Consider the following 22,709-nt stretch of genomic DNA (forward strand, 5'->3'; position numbering starts at 1 on the left):
GTCAGAACGCCTGACCGATGCCGGCATAGATGCCGAAATGCGGATCGCCCGGATCCCGGTTGAGCGGCACGGCGGCATCGATGCGCAGCGGCCCGAATGGCGTAAGATAGCGCAAGCCGACGCCGGCGCCGACCTTGACGTCCGAGAAATCGGGGAAGGACTTCGTCGAGACCGTGCCGGCATCGACGAAGGGCACGATGCCGATCGTGTCGGTGACGCCGATGCGCATCTCGACCGAGGTCTCGAAGAAGGACAGGCCGCCGATCGGCTGGCCGTCGATGTCCTTCGGGCCGATACCCTGATAGGCATAGCCGCGCACCGAGCCGCCGCCGCCGGAATAGAAGCGCCGGTCGGCCGGCACGTTCTGCAGGCCGGTGCCGACGATCGAGCCGAGCACGGCGCGCTCGGCGAGGACGAATTTGCTTGCCGTATCGAGCGACTGGTAGGCGGAGCCTTCGCCCTTCAGCTTGAGGAAGGCCGCGCCGTTCAGGGTGTCGTAGCTGGGCTCTGCATAGGCGAGCGCCCTGAAACCCCTGGTCGGGTTGAGCTTGTCGTCGCGGCTGTCATAGACATATTGCAGCGGAACGCTGGCGATCAGATAGGTGTGCTTGCCGAACGTGTCGGTGATCCGCGAATAGTCGAGGGCGAATTCCGCCGAAACCCTTTGCCTCTTGTCGAGATCGTAGGAGACGCCGATGTTGCCCTTGACCGAGAAATGGTCGTAGGCGTCGGGGTGCTCGAACACGGTCTTGATGCCGGTGAAGAATTTCGAGGTCGGCCCGAGCACGCCCGGCTTCTCGAACATGATGCCGGCGTTGTAGTTGAGCGCGGAAATGCTGTTGCTGCCGATGCCGCTGATGGAACCGTCGATGCGCAGCTTCTCCGCCTGGCCGAACAGGTTGCGGTGGCCCCAATAGCCTTCCAGCCCCAGCCCTTCCGTATTCGAAAACGTGCCGCCGACGCCGAAAAAGCGCGGCTTGCGCTCGCTCACCTGGACGTCGATCGGGATGTTGCCTTCGGAGTCGAGGCTGTCGCGTTCCTTGATGGTCACGCTGTTGAAGACTTCCAGCCCGAGCAGGCGATCGCGTGCATCATCAATCTCTTGCGGCGAATATTGCTGACCCCGCTTCAGTCCGGTCATGTATTCGGTGAAGTCGCGATCGACCTTGTCGGTGCCCTCTACTATCGTGCCGTCATAGCCGGCGACCGGGCCAGCCGCCACCGTCAGCGTGACGTCGAGCGTCGAGGTCGCATGGTCGGCGACGATCTCGCGATCCGTCACCTTGGCGAGCGGCCTGCCCTCGTCCTTCAGGGCGCGCACGATCGCGGCTTCGGCCTTGAGCACGGCGCCCGATCCTGCATCGCCGCCCGCGATCAAGCCGAAATCGGCGCTCGCCAACCCCGCAGCATCGCCTTTCAGCCTGATGTCGCCGAGCGTGAATTTCGGCCCGGCGGCAATGCTGACCACCACCGGAATGGGCTGCGGCCCCTTGAATTCGGCGTCCGGCGGCAGTTCGTCTATGGACTTGCCCTCTATGGTAATGGTGACCACGCCTTCGTAGCGGGCATCGGCGTAAAGGGCGGCAACGAGCTGTTCCCGGTCGCTGCGCGCCTTGGCCATCAGGCCGAGCGATCCGGAAACCGGGTGTTCCTCATCGCTCTTCAGCGTTGAGGCATTTTCAAGCCTCTCGACCAGGTCTTTGTCTGCATCCGGCGCATCGATGGTCACGGAATAGCGCAGCGGATCGACGATATCGGCGTCCTCGTCGCTGGATGAGCCCCAGAGCTTGATGCCGAATATCTCGAAGGCGGCCGCCTGGCGCGCTTCGCCGGCCAGCATGGTCGAGCAGACGAGCGCCAAAAGCAGGGCGCGCGGAAGCCCGCGCCCTGGCGCGATCCCTCCTGACATCTGCGTTTCATGCGCCGGCATTAAGACAACCTAGTCGACAAAACTAAAATTGGAATGAAGTTCTGAAACGCTCGTAAAGGGGCCACAATCCAATTGTCTGAAATAGACGGGGCTTGGAATTCACACCTTTTGCATTTTCGCAAGAATGTGTGATCCGTCTCACAGAGGTTCTGTCGAAATACCGGCCTTTGGCCGGCATGGAAACCGTTGGCAGGTTGAAAACCTGCCGCGTTCCGGCGTTGACAAGCCTGAGCGAAGCTTGATCATGCCCGAACGTTAGCAGCGTCTGGAGGGTGATGTGGCAATGCGCGCGGCTCGTGGTCTCTCTTTCCTTCTTCTGATCTTCTTCGCCCCTATCTTCCTCGCATCGAGCGGGGCGGCACTTGCGGCCGAAGCCCGGCGAATCGTAACCACCGACAATTCCGACTATTTCGGTTTCGACCTCAGGTCCGACCAGAATGTCAGCCTCGACCAATGCAAGACCACATGTCTCGGCGACCCTGTTTGCCGTGCCTTCACCTACAACACGAAGGCCAAATGGTGCTTTCTCAAATCCGACTATAATCAGCTCAAACCCTTCAGCGGCGCCGTCGCCGGCAAGATCGCCAATGTCGACAGCGACCCCGATATCGGCGCGCCGCCGGCACTTGCCTTCTTCCCCAACTGGATGGCCGACCAGGCCCAGCAGTTCCGCAACAAGCTGACCGATCCGGCCTATGACAAGCCGACCGAAGGGTTGGCAGCGCTTCAGGCCGCGGCCGAGCAGGCGGCGCTGACCGGCGATCATCGTCTCGCCATGCAGAAATACCAGGCCGCGCTTTCCATCCTACCGGACGACGGCGCGCTCTGGCTGGCGCTGGCGCGCGAGACGCTCGGCGTGCAGCCGGCTTCCAACACCTCCGAACCCTCGACCTTGCCGGCCAATGTCACGTCGGCCGCTTTCAACGCCTATAAGCTCGTGCGTACCGCAAAGACCCGCGCCGAAGCGCTTGCGCTGCTTGGCGCCGGCCTCGACAAGCGCGACCTCTTCCGGCCGGCCATTCAGGCCTATGAGGCGAGCCTTGCGCTGGTGAGCTCGCCCGCCGTTCAGGCCGACTACGCCGACCTCAAGGCGCGCAAGGGGTTTCGCGTTGTCGAGCACACTGTCGACGCCGACTCCAGCTCGCCGCGCATCTGCGCGCAGTTTTCCGAGGAGCTGGTCAAGACCGGCGTCGATTATTCACAGTTCGTCACCGTCGACAACGCGCCTCCCAAGGCCGTCGAGGCCAAAGACAAGCAGATCTGCGTCGAGGGGCTGGAACACGGCCAGCACTACGACGTGACCTTCCGCGCCGGCCTGCCGGCGGCGATCGGCGAGACGATCGCAGCCCCGGTCGTGCTGTCGATCTATGTCCAGGACCGCGCCCCCTCGACCCGCTTCACCGGCGACAGCTTCGTGCTGCCGGCTGGCGCCCGCCGCGGCATTCCGGTGGTCACCGTCAACATGAACGCCGCCAAGATGAAGCTCTACCGCATCGGCGACCGTTCGCTGGCGCAGCTTCTGTCCGGCTATCAGTTCCTGCGTCAGCTCGACGGCTACGACATTTCCACCATTTCGGACCAGATGGGCGAGCCCGTCTGGGAAGGCACGCTCGACATCGCCAACGACCTCAACAAGGAGGTCACCACCTCGTTCCCGGTGGATCAGGCGATCCCGCAGCGCAAGCCGGGCGTCTATGTGCTGACCGCGCAGGCGGTCGACGACAAGAGCGACGATTATGGTTCGCTCGCCACGCAGTGGTTCGTCGTTTCCGACATCGGCCTCTCTACTTATACCGGGCAGGACGGCCTCAATGTCTTTGCCCGTTCGCTCGGCTCCGCCAAGCCGATTGCCGGCGCCGAGCTGACGCTGCTTGCCAGGAACAATGAAATCCTCGGCACGGCGACATCCGACGCCGAAGGCCACGCCGTCTTCAACCCGGGCCTGACCCGCGGCGAAGGCGGCATGGTGCCGGCCGTGCTGATGGCCAAGCAGGGCGGCAACGACTTTGTCTTCCTCGACATGGGCCGCGCAGGCTTCGATCTGTCGGATCGCGGCGTTGCCGGGCGTGCCGCGCCCGGCGCGCTCGACGTCTATGCCTGGACCGAGCGCGGCATCTACCGCGCCGGCGAGGATGTCCATGTCGCGGCCCTTGCCCGCGACGGCGCCGCCAAGGCGGTCGAGAACCTGCCGCTGACCTTCATTTTCACCCGCCCCGACGGCGTCGAGAACCGCCGCATCGTCAGCGACGGCGTCTCAGCCGGCGGCCATGCGGTCGATCTGCCGCTGGAGCCCAACGCCATGCGCGGCACGTGGACGGTGTCGATCTATACCGATCCCAAGCAGGCGCCGGTGGCGAGCCAGATGTTCCTGGTCGAAGACTTCGTGCCGGATCGCATCGAGTTCGACTTGACGGCCGACAAGAAGGAGATCGCCCAGGGCGAGATCGCCAATGTCAGCGTCGACGGTCGCTTCCTCTACGGCGCGCCGGCCGCCGGTCTCGCGCTCGAAGGCGAGATGACGCTGTCGACCACGAGCAGTTGGGACCGGTTCAAGGGCTTCACCTTCGGTCTCTCCGACGAGCAGTCGGCCGAGCCTTCGGTGACGCCTTTAGCCAACCTTCCCGTCGTCGGCGATGACGGCAAGGCGACCTTCCCGGTTTCGATCGACCAACTGCCTTCGACCACCAAGCTGGTCAACGCCAAGGTCACTGTCCGCATGCGCGAAGCCGGCGGCCGCGCCGTCGAGCGCTCGCTCGATATCGCAGCGCATCCGGAGAAGGAAATGATCGGCATTCGCCCGGATTTCGAAGGCGGCGAGGTGCCGCAAGGCGGAACGGCGAAGTTCAGCATCATCGCCGTCGATCCGAACGGCAAGCGCGAGGAACTGAAAGGCGCCCAGTGGTCGCTGGTCAAGGTCGAGCGCAACTACCAATGGTATCGCTCCAACAATTCCTGGAACTATGAAGCGGTCAACCTCACACAGGCCGTCGCCAACGGCCAGATCGACCTGAACGCCGAAGGCGACGCGACCGTGTCGCTGCCTGTCGATTGGGGCCGCTACCGGCTCGAGGTCGAGACGGCCGACCCCGATGGTCCGGCAACCAGCTATGAGTTCGACGCCGGCTGGTATGTCGCCTCGACCACCACGGAAACGCCCGATGGCCTGGAGATCGCCCTCGATAAGGACGCTTACGCCGCCGGCGAGGTCGCCAAGCTGAAAGTCTCGCCGCATTTTGCCGGCGAGCTGCTCATCACCATCGGCGCCGAGAAGCTTCTGAAGACCGTCACCGACTCGGTGCCGGCCGGCGGCAGCACCGTCGACATCCCGGTCGGCGACGACTGGGGCGCCGGCGCCTATGTCACGGCGACTTTGTTCAGACCTGGCGATGCGCAGGAATCGCGCATGCCGGCCCGCGCCATCGGCGTCAAATGGCTGACCGTCAATCCCGGCTCGAAGAAGCTTGCCGTCACGCTGACGCCGCCTGAAAAGACCGCGCCGCGCCAGCAGCTGTCGATCCCGGTCGCCGTCAACGGCGCTCAGGCTGGCAGCAATGCCTATGTGATGGTCGCGGCCGTCGATGTCGGCATCCTCAACCTCACCAACTACAAGGCGCCCGATCCGGAGGACTGGTTCTTCGGCCAGCGCATGCTGGGGCTCGAGATCCGCGACCTCTATGGCCGCCTGATCGACGGCTCGCTCGGCACCACCGGCAAGCTGCGGACCGGCGGCGACGGCGCCAACATGCAGTCGCAAGGCAGCCCGCCGACCGAAAAGCTGGTCGCCTTCTTCTCCGGCCCGGTTGAGCTCGATGCCAACGGCAACGCGCGGGTCGATTTCGATATCCCGCAGTTCAACGGTACCGTGCGCCTCATGGCTGTCGCCTGGACCAAGGAGGCGGTCGGCCATGCCCAAACCGACGTCATCGTGCGCGATCCGGTGGTGATCACCGCCGGCCTGCCGCGCTTCCTGGCGCCCGGCGATGCAGCGACCATGCGCCTCGACATCGCCGACACCGACGGCCCGGCCGGCGATTACAAGCTCTCGGTCACCACGACCGGCGATCTCTCGACCGGCGACAAGCCCCTGCCCGAGAAGCTGACGCTCGCCCAGGGCAAGCGGCAGTCGCTCTCCTTCCCGTTGATTGCACGGACGGCGGGCGATGCTTCGGTCACCGTCAAGCTCGCGCATGACAGTGGAACGGAAGTCGAGCAGACGCTCTATCTGCCGGTTCGCCCGGCGCAGCTTCCGGTCACCAACCGCATGGTGGTCGACCTGAAACCCAATGGCGGCGCCTTGCGCGTCGACAAGGAGCTGCTTGCTTCAAGCGTGCTCGACGGCGCTTCGGTCAGCGTCGGCGTCTCGCAGGCGGCGGCCTTCGACGTGCCTTCGCTTTTGATGACGCTCGACCGTTACCCCTATGGCTGCGCCGAGCAGACCACCAGCCGCGCCATGCCGCTGCTCTATGTCAACGACATGGCGACCAGCATCGGCATGGAGAGCGATCCGGAGCTGCACGGCCGCATCCAGGACGCCGTCTACAAGGTGCTGAGCTACCAGGCTTCCAGCGGCAGCTTCGGCCTTTGGGGTCCGGGCTCCGGCGATCTCTGGCTCGACGCTTATGTCACGGAGTTCCTGACCCGGGCGCGCGAGCAGAAGTATGACGTCCCGGCCCTGGCGATGAACCAGGCGCTGAACAACCTGCAGAACTCGCTGGGCTACGACCAGGACGTCCAGGATCGCGGCAGCGAGATTGCCTACGCGCTCTACGTGCTTGCCCGCAACAAGAAGGCCTCGATCGGCGATCTGCGCTACTATGTGGACACGCAGCTCGAAGCCTTCTCCAGCCCGTTGGCCGTCGCGCAACTGGCGGCAAGCCTGGCGCTCTATGGCGACACGCAGCGTTCGGAAGCCACCTTCCAGACGGCGCTGCAGCTGGCGCAGGAGAGCACCGAGTATGACTACTACCGCTCCGATTACGGCTCGCAGCTCCGCGATGGTGCTGCGATTCTGGCGCTTGCGGCCGAATCGAAGCCGGTGCCGAGCATCGTGCCGCAGTTGATCAGGCTGGTGGCGAGGGAACGTGCCGATGCCCGCTGGATGAGCACGCAGGATGAATCCTGGATGCTGCTGGCGGCAAGGGCGCTGAAGGAAGGCAATGATTCCATCACGCTTTCCGTCAACGGCGCACCGCATGCCGGCGGCTATTCGGACCGGGTTTCCGGCAGCGACCTCGAGGGCAGCCCGCTCACCATCGCCAACACCGGCACGACGGCGCTGCAGGCCGTCGTCACCGCGGTGGCGGCACCGGTCGAGCCGCTGCCGGCCGGCGGCGACGGCTTCACCATCGATCGCACCTACTACAAGCTCGACGGCACCGGAGCCAATGTCACCGAGGCCAGGCAGAACGAACGCTATGTCGTCGTGCTCAAGGTCTATGAGCAGAACAAGTGGCCCTCGCGCTTGCTGATCACCGACCTGTTGCCGGCAGGCTTCGAGATCGACAATCCGGGCCTGGTCTCCAGCGCGCAATTGTCGAACTTCTCCTGGCTGGCGCAAACCGATGCCGCGCATCTGGAGTTCCGCAACGACCGCTTCGTCGCCGCCTTCAACCCCAACGAAGGCGACGGCGACCGCAACATCACGCTGGCTTACGTCGTGCGCGCCGTGACGCCGGGCACTTATGCCCATCCGGCGGCGACGGTGGAGGACATGTACCGGCCGCAATATTCGGCCCGCACGGCGACCGGCGTCATGGAGGTCAAGGCGGAGTAAGGCAAGGATGGGAACCATGACCATAGCGATGGCGCTGCCCCTCATCCGCCTGCCGGCTCCTTCTCTCCGTATAGAGACGGGGAGAAGGGAACAGTCGCGATCGTCGGCACCTGTTCTGCAACGTTGGAAATTGGCGAAAGCCGCGGCGCAGGCTCCTTTCTCCCCGTCTCTAGACGGGGAGAAATGCCCGACAGGGCAATGAGGGGCAGCGCCATGCTCTCCAAAAAGTTCCTTAGGCGGACCGCCATCGCGGGCGGGTGCCTCGCCGGCTTTCTTGCCCTTTCCGTCGCCGCCCTCTGGCAACTCGACCGCGCCTTCCCGCCGCCGCTGCCGGCGACGTTGACGGTGTCGACCGAAGCTCAGGACCGCGACGGCCAGCTCCTGCGCGCCTTCGCTACGCCGGACGGCTATTGGCGGCTCGGGACCCGGCTGGACCAGGTCGACAAGCAGTTCGTCGACATGCTGGTCGCCTATGAAGACAAGCGCTTCTGGGACCACCGTGGCGTTGACGTTCTGGCGCTTTGCCGCGCGGCAGGCCAGTTCGCCACCAGCGGCCATATCATTTCCGGCGGCTCGACGCTGTCGATGCAGCTTGCCCGGCTGATCGAGCCGCGCGACAGCCGCAGCCTCGCCTCCAAAGCCAAGCAGATCCTGCGCGCCATCCAGATCGAGCGGCGTCTGTCCAAGCGCGAAATCCTCGAACGCTACCTGACACTGGCGCCTTATGGCGGCAATCTCGAAGGCGTGCGCGCCGCCTCGCTCGCCTATTTCGGCAAGGAGCCGAAGCGGCTGACCGTATCTGAGGCAGCCCTCTTGGTCGCATTGCCGCAACTGCCGGAAAAACGCCGGCCCGACCGCAATCTCGACGTCGCGCATGCCGCTCGCGACCGCGTGCTCAACCGCATGGTTTCCGCTGGCCTGCTCGGCGAACGCGAGGCCGCGCGGGCCGCCCTCGACGATGTTTCAGGCCTGCGCCGCAAGCTGCCGGCGCTGGCCGCGCACGCTTCCTATGCCGTGCTGCCCAGGGCGGAGCCCGGCAAGCCGCTGCAGCTCACCATCCGCAGAAGCGTGCAGCAAGGGCTGGAGCAGGTGGCGAAAGAGGCCGCCAGGAAGCTCGGGCCAAAACTTTCCGTCGCCATGGTGATGGCCGATGCGCGCACCGGCGACATTCTTGGCGAAGTCGGCTCGGCCGATTTCTTCGACGCCAGCCGCTCCGGCTGGATCGACATGACCAAGGTCGTGCGCTCGCCCGGCTCGACGCTGAAACCGTTCATCTACGGGCTCGCCTTCGAGCAAGGGCTGGTGGCGCAGGAGACGATCATCGAGGACAGTCCGGCCGATTTCGGCGGCTACCGGCCGAAGAATTTCGACATGGGCTACCAGGGCGACGTCAGCATCAGGCAGGCGCTGCAGCTGTCGCTCAACGTGCCGGCGATCCGGGTGCTGGACGCCGTCGGTCCCGCGCGGCTCACGGCGCGCTTCCGCCAGGCCGGCGTCAACCTGGTCCTGCCGCTCAACGAGGCGCCCGGCCTGGCGATCGGCCTCGGCGGCGCCGGCGTGACGTTGCGCGATCTGGTGCAACTCTATACGGGGCTCGCCAATGGTGGGAAGATGCACACGCTGCATGACGGCACCGAGCCGGCCAATGCCGAGCGCGTCACGGCCACCATCCTCGACGACCAGGCCGCCTGGCAGATCACCGATATCCTCTCCGGCATGAAGCCGCCGGAGGGCGCGATGCAGCGCGGCATCGCCTACAAGACCGGCACGTCCTATGGCTATCGCGATGCCTGGTCGGTCGGCTTCGACGGCCGCTACGTGCTGGGCGTCTGGGTCGGCCGCGCCGACGCCGGTCCCATCCCAGGCCTCTCCGGCTATGTCTCGGCGGCGCCGATCCTGTTCGAGGGTTTTGTCCGCTCGGGGCTCACCATCATGCCGTTGCCAGGCCGGCCGCCGGGCGTCTTCACCCCCAAACGCGAGGAACTGCCGGTGACGCTCGCCCGCTTCGGCGCCGGATCGGACGGGCTGGTGCAGGCAACGCCGACCGAGCCGGCGCCCACCATCATCTTCCCACCGGACGGCGCACGCGTCGATCTCGGCGCCAATTCGGCGGATGCCACGCCGCTGGTATTGAAGCTGCAGGGCGGCCGCGCGCCGTTCCGTTGGCTTGCCAACGGCAAGCCGCTCGCCGGCATCGACCGCCGCCGCACCGCGACCTGGCAGCCTGACGGCGCCGGCTATTCGACGCTGACGGTGATCGACGCCGCCGGCCGCGCGGCCAGCGTGAAGGTTTTCGTTGAATAGAATGCGGCAAGCGATTCAGCGCGTTGCGCTTCTCAAGGCTAGACCTGAAGGAACCCTCGCCTGATGCATGGTGCGAGGCACCCCCCTGGCCTGCCGGCCATCTCCCCCGCAAGGGGGGAGATTGGCAGCTTCGACGGCGCCGTCCTTTCTGCAACGTTGGCGACTGGCGAAGGCGGCGCGACATCCGATCTCCCCCTTGCGGGGGAGATGCCCGGCAGGGCAGATGCCCGGCAGGGCAGAGGGGGGTGCCTCGCGCCATCCTTCGCTGGCTACAATCCTCGCGACGCTGGCTTTCCTGACCGCAGCCCCCCTCCTCGCCCGCGCCGATCCCCTCCCTGCCGGCTTCGTCCGACTCGCCGATGTCGATCCCACCATTCGCCAGGACATCCGCTATGCCGGCCTCGAAAACTTCCTGCACCGCAAGGCCGACGGCTACGAAGCACCGGTCTGCATCCTGACCGGGCAGGCGGCCAAGGCGCTTTCCGGCGTTCAGAAGACAATCGCCGCCAAGGACCTGACCCTGGTCGTCTTCGACTGCTACCGCCCGGCGCGCGCCGTCGCCGATATGGGTGAATGGACGCGGCAAGGCGGCCCGCCCGACCCGCAATGGTACCCGAAGGTCGAGCGTGGCGATCTCATCGCCAAGGGCTATGTCGGCGAACTGTCCAGCCATTCGCGCGGCTCGACCGTCGACCTTGCAATTGCCGAGGCGGACAAGAAGAGGGCGGCTCGTCCCGCTTGCGGCGCGCCTGACACCGGCACGCTCGACTTCGGCACCGGCTTCGACTGTTTCGATCGGGCGAGCGAGACGGCTCACCGCCCGCTCGCCGCCGACGCAGCGGCGAACCGCAAGATGCTGCTTGCCGCCATGCGCGCCGCCGGCTTCCGCAACTATGCACGCGAATGGTGGCATTTCACGCTTGCCGACGAGCCGTTTCCAAAACAGCGTTTCGATTTTCCGGTCACCGCCAACTAGGCCGTAGGACTTGCCTTGGCCGCGACAGTTTCTAATTAGGCCGGCTGATGAGTTCTAATTAGGCCGGCTGATGAGGAAGCCACGCTGCCGCGGTTGAGGAAATCATTTCCTCGAATAGCCGCCGTTCGGCGAAAAATTGCTTCGAAGAGGTGAAAAAGGCAACATTCAATGCATCTAATTTCTATAAACTCGCTAGAGTTCGCAGCAGTTCAACGGAGGCGGAAATGACCAACCCTCATTTCAGGAAACTGCTCGGCGCGCTGGTCGCCACATCTGTCCAGTTCGGCACGCTCGGTTTCGCGTTTGCCGACACGACCATTCTGAATGTGTCCTACGATCCGACACGTGAGCTCTACAAGGCCTATGACGAGGCTTTCGCCACCCACTGGAAGGCAGAGACCGGCGAGACGGTCACCATCCAGCAGTCGCATGGCGGATCGGGCGCGCAGGCCAGAGCGGTCATCGACGGACTCGACGCCGATGTCGTGACGCTCGCGCTTGAAGGCGACATCAACGCCATCGTCTCGAAGACGAAGAAAATCAACCCGGACTGGCGCACGAAGTTCGAGAACAACTCGGCACCCTACACCTCGACCATCATCTTCCTGGTGCGCAAGGGCAACCCCAAGGGCATCCACGTCTGGAGCGATCTGGTGAAGGACGGCGTCCAGGTGATCACGCCGAATCCAAAGACTTCGGGCGGCGCGCGCTGGAACTACCTCGCCGCCTGGGCCTATGCCAACGCCAATGACGGCAACGACGAAGCCAAGACCAAGGAATTCGTCGGCAAGCTCTATGCGAACGTCCCGGTGCTCGATACCGGCGCCCGTGGCTCGACGGTGACCTTCGCGCAGAAGGGGCTGGGCGACGTGCTGATCGCCTGGGAGAACGAGGCCTATCTCGCGCTGGACGAATTCGGCGCCGACAATTTCGATATCGTCTACCCGCCGACCTCGATCCTGGCGGAGCCGCCGGTCGCCGTGGTCGACGCCAATGTCGACGCCAAGGGCACGCGCAAGGTCGCCGAGGCTTATCTGGGCTGGCTCTATTCCAAGGAAGCCCAGACAATCATCGCCAAGAACCACTACCGACCGGCCAAGCCCGATCTGGTGCCTGCCGAGGATCTCGCCAAGCTGCCGGCGATCAAGCTGGTTACCATCGACGATCCGCAATTCGGCGGTTGGAAGAAGGCGCAGCCTTATCATTTCGGCGACGGTGGTATATTCGACCAGATTTACAAGCCCGCCCAATGAAGCATGGTGGCCATAGGCCGGATGAAACCTGATTGGGTCTATTGTACGAATGCCCGGGCCGAGGCGAAGGGCAATCTGGTCTGAATAAGAAGGGACGATCCAGAACAGCATGAACACAGGACCCGCTAAGGCGGGGTGGCGATTCAGACAGCCGAGCGTCATTCCGGGCTTCGGATTGACGCTCGGCTTCTCGCTTGCCTACCTCACGCTCATCATCCTTATCCCGCTCTCGGGTCTGGTCTGGCGTTCGGCCGCGCTCGGCTGGACCGATTTCTGGGCGATCGCCGTCGATCGGCGCACCCTCAACGCGCTGAAGATCAGCTTCGGCACCGCCTTCATCGCCGCCGCGGTCAATGTCGTGTTCGGCACGATCGTCGCCTGGGTGCTGGTCCGCTACCGTTTCCCCGGCCGCCGCATCGCCGACGCGATGGTAGACCTGCCCTTCGCCTTGCCCACTGCAGTCGCCGGTATCGCGCTCACGTCGCTCTATGCGCCGAATGGCTGGATCGGCCAGCTTCTGATGCCGCTCGGCATCAAGGTCGCCTACACCCCGCTCGGCATCGTCATCGCGCTGGTGTTCATCGGCCTTCCCTTCGTCGTGCGCACCGTCCAGCCGATCATGGAGGAGATCGACAAGGAGGTTGAGGAGGCCGCTGCCACGCTTGGCGCCAACCGCTTCCAGATCATCACCCGCGTGTTGTTTCCCGGCCTGGCGCCGGCCATCATCACCGGCTTCTCGCTCGCTTTCGCGCGCGGTGTCGGCGAATACGGCTCGGTCATCTTCATCGCCGGAAACCTGCCGTTCAAGTCGGAGATCGCGCCGCTGCTGATCGTGATCCGACTCGAGGAATACAATTACGAGGCGGCGACCGCGATCGCAGCGATCATGCTGGCACTGTCCTTCGTGATGCTCCTGGTCGTCAATCTCGCGCAGACATGGAGCCGCAAGCGCTATGGCTGACCCCGAGATCAAAACCTACGAACCGCACCACGAGAGCCAGTCGGCGGCAGTTACCGAAAGCCGGCCGGTGCGCTGGGTGGCGATGGGAACAGCCTTCGCCTTCCTCGCCGTCTTCTTGCTTCTGCCGCTGATCGTCGTCTTCCATGAGGCGCTTGCCAAGGGCATCGGCGCCTACACGGAGGCCCTTTCCAGCCCCGACACGCGTTCGGCGATCCGCCTGACGCTGCTGGTGGCGGCGATCTCGGTGCCGCTCAATATCGTCTTCGGCATCTCGGCCGCTTGGGCGATCGCCAAGTTCGAATTCAAGGGCAAGGCGTTTCTGACCACCCTGATCGACCTGCCCTTCTCGGTGTCGCCCGTCATTTCGGGCCTGGTCTACGTGCTCCTCTTCGGCGCTCAGGGACTGCTCGGCGAATGGATGAAGGCGCACGGCCTCGTCATCCTCTTCGCCGTGCCCGGTATCGTGCTCGCCACCATCTTCGTCACCTTCCCCTTCGTTGCGCGCGAGCTGATCCCGCTGATGCAGGAACAGGGCAATGGAGACGAGGAGGCGGCCCTTTCGCTGGGCGCCAATGGCTGGCAGACCTTCTGGTACGTGACGCTGCCCAACGTCAAATGGGGGCTGCTCTACGGCGTGCTTCTCTGCAACGCGCGCGCCATGGGCGAGTTCGGCGCGGTGTCGGTGGTCTCGGGCCACATTCGCGGCCTCACCAACACCATGCCGCTGCATGTGGAAATTCTCTACAATGAGTACAACGCCGTCGGCGCCTTCGCGGTCGCTTCGCTGCTTGCCGGCCTGGCGCTGGTGACGCTGGTCTTGAAAACACTTCTCGAGATGCGCTACGGCGCCGAGATCGCCGCAGCGCGCGGACACTAAGATGCATGTCGCCCAAAACTGCATAGCGGTTTTAGGGCAACGACGTGCATCAACTAACTGAGGGATCTGTATGGAAGTTCGCGTTACCAACGTGCGCAAGGAGTTTGAGCGGTTTCCGGCGCTCCACGACGTGTCTCTCGACATCAGGTCGGGTGAACTCATCGCGTTGCTTGGGCCGTCCGGTTCCGGCAAGACGACGCTGCTCAGGCTGATCGCCGGCCTGGAGCGGCCGACCAGGGGCGCCATCTTCTTCGGCGACGAGGACGCCTCGCAGAAGTCGATCCAGGAGCGCAATGTCGGCTTCGTGTTCCAGCATTACGCGCTGTTCCGCCACATGACGGTTGCCGACAATATCGGCTTTGGCCTGAAGGTCCGGCACGGCGCCACCAGACCATCGGCGCAGGAAATCCGCCGCCGCGCCTCCGAGCTCCTCGACCTCGTCCAACTGTCGGGGCTGGAAAAGCGCTATCCGGCACAACTCTCCGGCGGCCAGCGCCAGCGCGTCGCTTTGGCCCGCGCCATGGCGATCGAGCCCAGGGTGCTGCTGCTCGACGAGCCGTTCGGCGCCCTCGACGCGCAGGTGCGTCGCGAGCTGCGCCGCTGGCTGCGCGAGATCCACGATCAGACCGGCCACACCACGGTCTTCGTCACCCATGACCAGGAGGAGGCGCTCGAGCTCGCCGACCGCGTCGTGGTGATGAGCCAGGGCCGCATCGAGCAGGTCGGCACCGCCGACGAAATCTACGACACGCCGAACTCGCCTTTCGTCTACAGCTTCATCGGTGAATCGAGCTCGCTGCCGGTCAAGGTCGACAATGGCGAGGTCTGGCTCGCCGACCGGCCGATCGGCCTGCAGGCGCCGCCGCACGCGCCATCCGGCGAGGCGCTGCTCTGCTTCCGTCCGCATGATGTCGAGTTGCTCGACGGCTGCAGCGGCTGCATCGCCGGCACGGTCGCCGCCAGCCGCCGCGTCGCCAGCACCAGGCGGGTCGAGCTCGAGGTCGGCGGCGAGCGCCAGCGCGTCGAGATCGAGCTGCCGGTCGACCATCCCGCGGCACAGAAGAGCCGGGTGGCCTTCAGGCCGAGGCGCTGGAAGCTCTTCCCCGCCTCCTGACGCATCTTTCTGCCCGGCGCTTGCTGCGGCACCCTAGAGCATGATCCCGGAATTCGGTTTTCGGAAAAGATCATGCTCAAACAAAAGAGATAGAGCGATCCCGATTTTATCGGGATCTAGCAGCGCCGCGCTGAATCTGCTTGGAAGAAAAACCTACCAAACAGCTGTTTCGGCGAGGTATTTTTCAGCCGCCTGCCCGCCCCTCGGACCCCGTGCCTGGTCGGGCCAGGCTTTCCTTTTTATGGTCGCACCATAGTTCCGCATTATTCGAGAGGAGAATCGTTTCATGAAGCGCTTATTGCTTGGCATCGTCACTTTTGCCGGCCTCGTCCTGGCGCCCTCCCAAGCCTGGTCGGCCGACAGGCTATTGAATGCCTCCTACGACGTTGGCCGCGAATTGTTTGCCGACATCAACAAGGCTTTCATCGCGCAGCATCCCGGCGTGACCGTCGATCAGTCCCACGCCGGAACCTCGGCGCAGGCGCGTGCCATCGCCGAAGGCCTGGCTGCCGATGTCGTCACCTTCAACCAAGTCACCGACGTCGATTTCCTGGTCAAGAAGGGTCTTGTCTCGGCCGACTGGCAGAAGGATTTTCCGGACAACGCCTCGCCCTTCTATTCGCTGCCGTCCTTCCTGGTGCGCGCTGGCAACCCCAAGCATATCAAGGACTGGAGCGATCTGGCGCGCGACGACGTCCAGGTGATCTTCCCCAACCCGAAGACATCAGGCAATGCGCGCTATACCTATCTCGCCGCCACCGCTTACGCCAAGGAGGCCTTCAAGGGCGACGACGCCAAGGTGAAGGAGTTCATCACCAAGCTGTTCAACAACGTGCCGATCTTCGACACCGGCGGCCGCGCCGCCACCACCACCTTCGTGCAGCGCGAGATCGGCGACGTGCTGATCACCTTCGAATCCGAAACGCGCGGCATCCGCAAGGAATATGGCGACGACAAGTTCGAGCAGGTCACGCCTTCGGTCAGCCTGCTGGCAGAATTCCCAGTGGCGATCGTCGACAAGGTCGCCGACGAGCACGGCAGCCGCGATCTTGCCAAGACCTATCTCGACTTCCTTTATTCGCCCCAAGGCCAGGACATTGCCGCCCGCGATGGCCTGCGGGCGCGCGACGCTGCAGTCGCCGCCAAATACAAGGCCGATTTTCCCGACGTCCGCCTGTTGACGGTGGATGAGGTCTTCGGCGGCTGGGACAAGGTGCAGAAAGAGCATTTCGCGGCAGGCGGCCTGCTCGACCAGGTCTACGGCAGCCGCTAGCCCACTCGATCGGAAAGAGAGCAGGAAAGCCGGCTTTCTTCGTTATCCGGTGCCGGCATCGTTTTGTCGGGGAAATCACCGCGCCCAATGTGAAAAACGTTACGAAGAATCAACGCGTTTGTGCCTAAACCTGTGTTGACGAATTGTTGTGCCAATTGGCGCTGCGCGGCCGAACTGTCATGATTTGCACACAAACAACCGCCAGATGCAGGGCAATTGGGGTTTGATGAACTGAATCGGGCATGCTGACCAAAAAAGGCAAATACGGCCTCAAAGCCCTCGTGCATCTTTCCAGCCTGCCGGCTGGCCAGCTTGCATTCGTCAACGACATAGCGGTCGCCAACAACATCCCGAAGAAATTCCTGGATGCCATCCTGGGCGAATTGCGCAATGCCGGTTTCGTGCAGAGCCGCAAGGGCAAGGAAGGCGGCTATCGCCTCGCTAGGCCCGCCTCCGAGATCAAGATCGGCCATGTCGTGCGCGTGCTCGACGGACCGCTGGCGCCGATCCCTTGCGCCAGCCGGACGCAATATCAGCGCTGCGAGGACTGCGACGAGGCGACATGCCAGGTCCGCCACATGATGCTGGAAGTGCGGCAGGCGATCGCCGAGGTGCTCGACAATCGCAGCCTCGCCGCCATGCGCGACGCCGACAACGACGATTTCCCGGCCGAGCTGACCTCACAGATCTAATGCATGTCGCCCAAAAGTGCGCAGCGGTTTTGGGGAGAACGACATGCATCAAAACAAAGATTTAAAGCGCGTCGCCTGATTCCGTCTCGACGCGACGCGCTTTAGCTGCCCGGCCGCGCGCCACGCCGTTGGTTGTCTGTCCGCGGCAGACGCAGTAAATCGGCTGACGCATGGAACAAGGTTTGGGGGTATCTGACGCATGAGGCTGCCTTGGCTTGGCAATTCGCGCAGGGCCGACACGCAACCGTCATCCCCCAATGTCTATCATACCGAGATCATCGCCGACGTGCCGGTGCCGGAGCGGGGCGAAACCGTCCGCTTCTTCAGCCGCAAGCTCGTCCGCCCCGGCAAATTGCGCAGCGTCTCCAACAAGGATCTGCGCGAAAGCCTGCTCTCCTTGTTCTATCTCAGCGTGGCGGCGGTCTTGCCGGTCGCCTGGTGGGCGCCGATCTGCGATTGGGTCTCGACGCTTCGGCGCAAGCGCCATTTTCGCAAGGAATTCGCGCGCTATGACGTCGCGATCAAAGCAGTGCTTGGCGATGACGCCGACACGCGAGCCCTTTTCAAGGGCCATCTCGCCGCCGCGCATCGCCGCCGCCTGATGCTTGCCGCTCATCTGGTGCCCGGCAGGCGCTGGTCGCCGGCAATCCCGCTGGAAGGCATCGACGGCTTGCGCGAGGCCCTGCAGCGCGGCCGCGGCGCCATTGTCTGGTGCGATCAGTTCATCGCCCAGACGATCATGGGCAAGCGCGCCCTCTTTGAAGCCGGCATCGAAGCACACCAGGTGAGCGTCAACTTCCACGGCTTTTCGGAAAGCAAATTCGGCCTGCATGTGATCAACAGGCCGCTGGTCGAGGTCGAGAACCGCTTCCTGAAAAGCCGCATCGTCTTCGAGCGCGCCGACGCCTACCAGGTCACGGTGCGGATCCAGAAGACGCTGAAGGAGAACGGCGTCGTGCTGATGACCAACACCGTCCACGCGGGCTCCACCTTCACCGAGATCGCCATGGGCGAGCGTGGCTGGACCCACCTCGCCTCGGCGCCGGCGAATTTCGCGGCGCGCGCAGGTGCTGCGCTGTTTGCCATGTCGACCTTGGAGGCTGTGCCCTTTCGCGAATACCGGGCGATCGTCAGCCCGGAACTGAAGCCCAACGCTGCCCAGCCGGCATCCCAGCCGGCAAAAGACGTGGCGGCAAAGGACGTGGCGGCAAAGAACCTCGTCCTGCAAGCCGGCTACATCCTGCTCAAGCGGGACCGCCTGCTGGAAGCGGTGAAATCATACCCGGACCAGATGATGGCCTGGTCTGGCGCCAACCGGCTCACCGGGCGACAGGACCAACCCGCGATCGGTGGCGATACAGGCTAAAGCAGGTCGCGTGAAAAAGGATTTACGCGACCTGCTTTAGGCCTTTGATTTTAAGCATGTCTTTGTCCCGAAACCGCTGCACACTTTCGGGAGACATGCTCTAGCCGAGCACTTCCTTCGCGATCGCGGCTACGGTCCGCGCCGCGTCCACCGTTACCGCGAGCTCGTCCGGGCCCGGCTCTTCCAGGGTCGCGAACTGGCTGTCGACCAGGCTTGCCGGCATGAAATGGCCTTTGCGGCCCGCGACCCGCCGCCAGGCGGTCTCGCGATCGATCTTGAGATAAAGGAAGACGATGCCCGGGCAAAAGCCGCGCAGCCGGTCGCGATAGCTGCGCTTCAGCGCCGAGCAAGCCGCAACGGCTTTCTGTCCGTCGGCGACGGAGGCCGCGATGCGCTCGCCGATGGCGTCGAGCCAGCCTTCGCGCAACGCATCCGTCAGCGGCTCGCCGCGCGCCATGCGCGCCACGTTTTCGGGCGGATGCAGTCGGTCGCCTTCGATGAAGACCGCGCTCAGCTCTTTGGCCAGCGCTTCGCCGACGACCGTCTTGCCGCAGCCGGCGACCCCCATCACGACGATGGCCGGCGCTGACCGCATGCCGTTCAATCGAGCCTCCGATGGCTGTGCCCTTGCCGATCCTTCATCCACGGTCAGCGACTTGCCGGCGCGCGGCCATAGAGCAAAAGCATGGCGACGATGACGACGCCGTAGATAATCTGCCGTCCCGCCTCCGGCATCTGCATGACCGACAGGATCGACTGCAGCAGCGTGATCAGGATCACGCCGGCGACGGTGCCGAGGTAGGAGCCGCGCCCGCCGAGGATCGAGGTGCCGCCGAGCACCACCGCGGCGATCGACGGCAGCAGATAGGCATCGCCCATCGACTGTGCTGCCTTCGACGCATAGCCCGCAAGCAGGACACCCCCAAAGGCCGAGAGCCCGCCGGACACGGCAAAGGCAATCATCACCACGCGGCGTGTGTCGATGCCGGAAAGATAGGCGGCACGCTCGCGATTGCCGATGCCGTAGACGGCGCGGCCGAAGGTGGTGCGTGTCAGCACGAAAACCATTGCCGCCCCTATCAGCGCCCAGATGATCACGGCGTTCGGCACCCCCGGAACGGTAAAACCGGTCGCAAGGTAGCGCATCGCCGAAGTCGCCGAATCCTGCGGTGAGAACCCGCCCGTGTAGACCACCATCAGCCCTTGCGCGACGGCGTTGGTGGCCAAAGTGATGATCATCGAGGGGATGCGTAGGTAGGCGACGCCGATGCCGTTGACGATGCCGATCGCGACCCCGCACAGGACGCCGAACGGGATGGCAAGAGCGACCCCCACCGGACCATAGGCCGCCGCGGCGCAGGCCATCATCGCGCCAGCCGCCACGGCCCATGGCACGGACAGGTCGATCTGCCCGAGCAGGACGACCAGCATCATGCCGGTGGCGATCACGCCGAGGAACGAGGCGACCTTCAGTTGCTGCAACAGATATTCCGGCGACAGGAAGCTGCGCGAATAGAGGCTGCCGAGCAGAAGCAGCACCACGATGCAGGCAAAGGCGGTCGCCACCGCCGGATCGGCGCAGCGGATGAATTTCGGCATGCGGCCGGCGATACCGCCAAACGTCGTTTCGCTCACAGGAACCACTCCAGCCGGTTGCGCACCCGAAACAGCGCGAAAGCGCCGAGGCTGACCGCGATCAACAGGATAACGCCCTGGAACAGCGGCTGCCAGAGCGGATCGAAATCGAAGACGAACAGGAGGTCGCCGATGGTGCGGAAGGCGAGCGCGCCGAAGATCGCGCCGATGGCGCTGCCCTTGCCGCCGAACAGGGAAACACCGCCGAGCACGACCGCCGCGATCGAGAACAGCGTATAGGCATTGCCGCTGGCATAGGCGGCTTCGCCCGTATAGGTGAAGAACGTCAGGAACAGGCCGCCGATCGCGGCAAGCAGCCCTGCCAGGGTGTAGGCAAGGAATTTGCCCCTGCGGATCGGCACGCCGGACATGTAGGCCGCCGTCTCCGACGAACCCGCCGCATAGGCCGCGCGGCCGAGCTCGGAGCGGCGGAACGGCACCCAGACGATCAGCACGACGACGAGCAGCGCCGCAAGGCTCGCCGGCACGACGCCGAAGAAACGCCCGGTCAGAAAGTCGGCGAGGTCCTCATTGACCGATCCGCCGGGAACCGGGCGCAGAAGCAGCGCAAGGCCGAAATAGACGGCGCCCGTGGCGATGGTGGCCACGATCGGCTGCAGCCGTCCATAAATCACGATAGCGCCGTTGACCGCGCCGCACAGCAGCCCGGTACCGAGCACCGCGACCACACCGAATGCGGTTTCGAGCCCCGTGCCGATCACCAGCCAGGAAGCCATGCAGTTGGTCAGCGTGAAGATCATGCCGATCGACAGGTCGATGCCGGCGGTGATCACCACCAGCGTTTGCGCCATGGCGACGAAAGCCAGCAGCACGCCCTTGTTCGCCGCCGTCTGCACGACATTGGCGGTGAAGCCGGCCGGATGGTTCGCGCTGTAGATTGCGAACATGACGATGAAGATGGCGAAAGCCAGCAAGGTCCCGCGCTGCTCGGCCAGCCAGTAGCGCCATTCCTTCACGCTTCGCCTCCCTTCGCCGCGCCTTCGCCCCGGGGGTGGATGTTTAGCGCGCTTGCGATCAGCGCATGCTCGGTGATCTCGGCGCCGACCAGCTGGCGCTTGACCGCGCCGTCATAAAGCACCAGCACGCGGTCGCAGCAGCCGATCAGCTCGTCATAGTCCGTCGAATAGAACAGGATGGCGGCCCCCGCGTCGGCCAGCTTGCGCATCAGCTGATAAAGTTCCTGCTTGGTGCCGACATCGATGCCGCGCGTCGGATCGTTGAGCAGGATGATGCGCGGCTGCCGCATCAGCCATTTGGCGATCACCACTTTCTGCTGGTTGCCGCCGGAAAGCGCGCCGACCGGAATGTCGAGGCCTGCCGTCTTGATGGCGAGCAGCCCGACCATGTCGTCGATCAGCCGCTGCTCGGCGCCGCGGTCGATGAAGCCGGCTCTCGACAGCCTGTCGAGCGCCGCGAAGGACAGGTTCTCGCGCACGGTCATCGGCAGCATCAACCCTTCGGTCTTGCGATCTTCCGGGATCAGCGCCATGCCGACGCGATCGTGGCTCGCGGCCGCCGGGCTTGCGATCGAGACCGGCTTGCCGTCGACCAGGATCTGCCCGGAAAGACCGCGCAGCACGCCGAAGAACGCCAGCAGCAATTCGCGCTGGCCCTGGCCGTCCAGCCCACCCAGCCCGACAACCTCGCCCGCCGCGATCGACAACGAGATATTGTGCAGCCGGCCGCTCCAGGATAGGTTGCGCGCTTCCAGAACCGGTGCCGCCACGGATTCGGGCCGGACCGGCCTCGGCGGGAAAATGTGGCTGTATTCGCGGCCGATCATCAGTTCGACGACTTCGTTGTCGCTCTTCGAACCCGCTGCGTAACTGGCGACATTGCGCCCGTTGCGGAACACCGTGCAGTGGTCGGCAAGCTCGGCGATCTCGTTCATGCGGTGCGAGATGTAGAGCAGCGCCAGCCCTTCCTCGCGCAGCCGCTTCAGCACCCCGAATATCTTGGCGACATCCGCCGCCGTCAGCGCCGAGGTCGCTTCGTCGAGGATCAGGATGCGCGGCTTCCTGGCCAGCGCCTTGGCGATCTCGACCATCTGCCGGCGCGACAGCGGCAGGTCCTTGACCAGCGCCAGCGGATGGATGTCGGAGGCGCCGGCGCGGGCGAGCGCCTCTTCCGCCATGCGCCGCTGCGCCTTGCGGTCGATCATGCCGAAGCGCTTCGGCGGATCGGAAATGACGATGTTGTCGGCGACGCTCAGCTCCGGGATGAGCGAGAGTTCCTGGAAGATGCAGACAATGCCGGCCTGATTTGCCGCTGCCGGCGATGCGAAGCTCACCTCACTGCCATCGAGCATCATGCGGCCCTCGTCCGGCGCGACGACGCCCGCCATCACCTTGATCAGTGTCGATTTGCCGGCGCCGTTTTCGCCGAGGATGGCGTGGATGCTGCCGGCCGTGACCGTGAGATCGGCCTTTTCCAAGGCCCGAACGCCGCCATAGCGTTTGGATATGCCTTCCATGCGGAAGAGCGGAGCCGCGCCGTCCATCAGCCCTCCCCAGGCCAGTTCGCGATTGGCATCA

Annotated in this window: 15 protein-coding genes; 10 read left to right on the forward strand and 5 right to left on the reverse strand. The window is 64.5% G+C overall.

Features of this window, described 5'->3' with window-relative positions:
- Position 1: 1 nt before the first annotated feature.
- The gene (locus tag EH240_RS02790; protein ID WP_124995890.1) at positions 2-1,930 is read right to left on the reverse strand and encodes an autotransporter assembly complex protein TamA; all 1,929 of its coding nucleotides are present in this window, start codon (positions 1,928-1,930) and stop codon (positions 2-4) included.
- 277 nt (positions 1,931-2,207) lie between these two features.
- Here EH240_RS02790 and EH240_RS02795 point away from each other — a divergent pair, with 277 nt between their 5' ends.
- The 10 genes from EH240_RS02795 (at position 2,208) to EH240_RS02840 (ending at position 18,519) form a co-directional block, all read left to right on the forward strand.
- Positions 2,208-7,703 carry an alpha-2-macroglobulin family protein gene (locus tag EH240_RS02795; protein WP_124995891.1) on the forward strand — a complete coding sequence of 1,832 codons (5,496 nt, stop codon included), beginning with the start codon at positions 2,208-2,210 and terminating at the stop codon, positions 7,701-7,703.
- Between the two features lie 213 nt (positions 7,704-7,916).
- Positions 7,917-10,007 (forward strand): penicillin-binding protein 1C, encoded by a 2,091-nt coding sequence (gene pbpC, locus EH240_RS02800; protein ID WP_245435807.1) that lies wholly within the window; start codon positions 7,917-7,919, stop codon positions 10,005-10,007.
- 223 nt (positions 10,008-10,230) lie between these two features.
- Complete coding sequence (locus tag EH240_RS02805) at positions 10,231-10,983, forward strand: M15 family metallopeptidase (RefSeq protein WP_245435808.1); 753 nt, start codon at positions 10,231-10,233, stop codon at positions 10,981-10,983.
- Positions 10,984-11,207: 224 nt separating this feature from the next.
- Positions 11,208-12,236: a sulfate ABC transporter substrate-binding protein gene (locus tag EH240_RS02810; RefSeq protein ID WP_124995893.1), complete on the forward strand. Its 1,029-nt coding sequence runs from the start codon at positions 11,208-11,210 to the stop codon at positions 12,234-12,236.
- 109 nt (positions 12,237-12,345) lie between these two features.
- Positions 12,346-13,197, forward strand: coding sequence for a sulfate ABC transporter permease subunit CysT (gene cysT, locus EH240_RS02815; RefSeq protein WP_124995894.1), 852 nt, complete (start codon positions 12,346-12,348; stop codon positions 13,195-13,197).
- On the forward strand, positions 13,190-14,074 hold the full coding sequence (gene cysW / locus EH240_RS02820) for a sulfate ABC transporter permease subunit CysW (protein WP_124995895.1): 885 nt from the start codon (positions 13,190-13,192) through the stop codon (positions 14,072-14,074). The genes cysT and cysW overlap by 8 nt, the downstream gene beginning before the upstream one ends.
- Positions 14,075-14,144: 70 nt before the next feature.
- A complete protein-coding gene (locus EH240_RS02825) occupies positions 14,145-15,188 on the forward strand; it encodes a sulfate/molybdate ABC transporter ATP-binding protein (RefSeq protein ID WP_124995896.1) in 1,044 nt (347 codons plus the stop codon).
- 286 nt (positions 15,189-15,474) lie between these two features.
- Complete coding sequence (locus EH240_RS02830; protein WP_124995897.1) at positions 15,475-16,461, forward strand: sulfate ABC transporter substrate-binding protein; 987 nt, start codon at positions 15,475-15,477, stop codon at positions 16,459-16,461.
- 242 nt (positions 16,462-16,703) lie between these two features.
- Positions 16,704-17,153, forward strand: coding sequence for an RrF2 family transcriptional regulator (locus EH240_RS02835; RefSeq protein WP_027167615.1), 450 nt, complete (start codon positions 16,704-16,706; stop codon positions 17,151-17,153).
- Positions 17,154-17,352: 199 nt separating this feature from the next.
- Positions 17,353-18,519 (forward strand): hypothetical protein, encoded by a 1,167-nt coding sequence (locus EH240_RS02840; protein WP_124995898.1) that lies wholly within the window; start codon positions 17,353-17,355, stop codon positions 18,517-18,519.
- Positions 18,520-18,619: 100 nt separating this feature from the next.
- Here the strand turns inward: EH240_RS02840 and EH240_RS02845 are convergent, their stop codons facing one another.
- Genes EH240_RS02845 through EH240_RS02860 form a run of 4 tightly spaced genes read right to left on the reverse strand, consistent with a single transcriptional unit; the run spans position 18,620 to position 22,675 of the window.
- Positions 18,620-19,114, reverse strand: coding sequence for a gluconokinase (locus EH240_RS02845; protein ID WP_124995972.1), 495 nt, complete (start codon positions 19,112-19,114; stop codon positions 18,620-18,622).
- Between the two features lie 53 nt (positions 19,115-19,167).
- Positions 19,168-20,154 carry an ABC transporter permease gene (locus tag EH240_RS02850; protein WP_124995899.1) on the reverse strand — a complete coding sequence of 329 codons (987 nt, stop codon included), beginning with the start codon at positions 20,152-20,154 and terminating at the stop codon, positions 19,168-19,170.
- Entirely contained in the window at positions 20,151-21,131 is a 981-nt protein-coding gene (locus EH240_RS02855) for an ABC transporter permease (RefSeq protein ID WP_124995900.1), read from the reverse strand. Before EH240_RS02855 ends, EH240_RS02850 begins: the two co-directional genes overlap by 4 nt.
- Entirely contained in the window at positions 21,128-22,675 is a 1,548-nt protein-coding gene (locus EH240_RS02860; RefSeq protein WP_124995901.1) for a sugar ABC transporter ATP-binding protein, read from the reverse strand. The genes EH240_RS02855 and EH240_RS02860 overlap by 4 nt, the downstream gene beginning before the upstream one ends.
- Positions 22,676-22,709 lie beyond the last annotated feature (34 nt).

The organism is Mesorhizobium tamadayense, assembly GCF_003863365.1.
GTDB classification, from domain to species: domain Bacteria; phylum Pseudomonadota; class Alphaproteobacteria; order Rhizobiales; family Rhizobiaceae; genus Mesorhizobium; species Mesorhizobium tamadayense.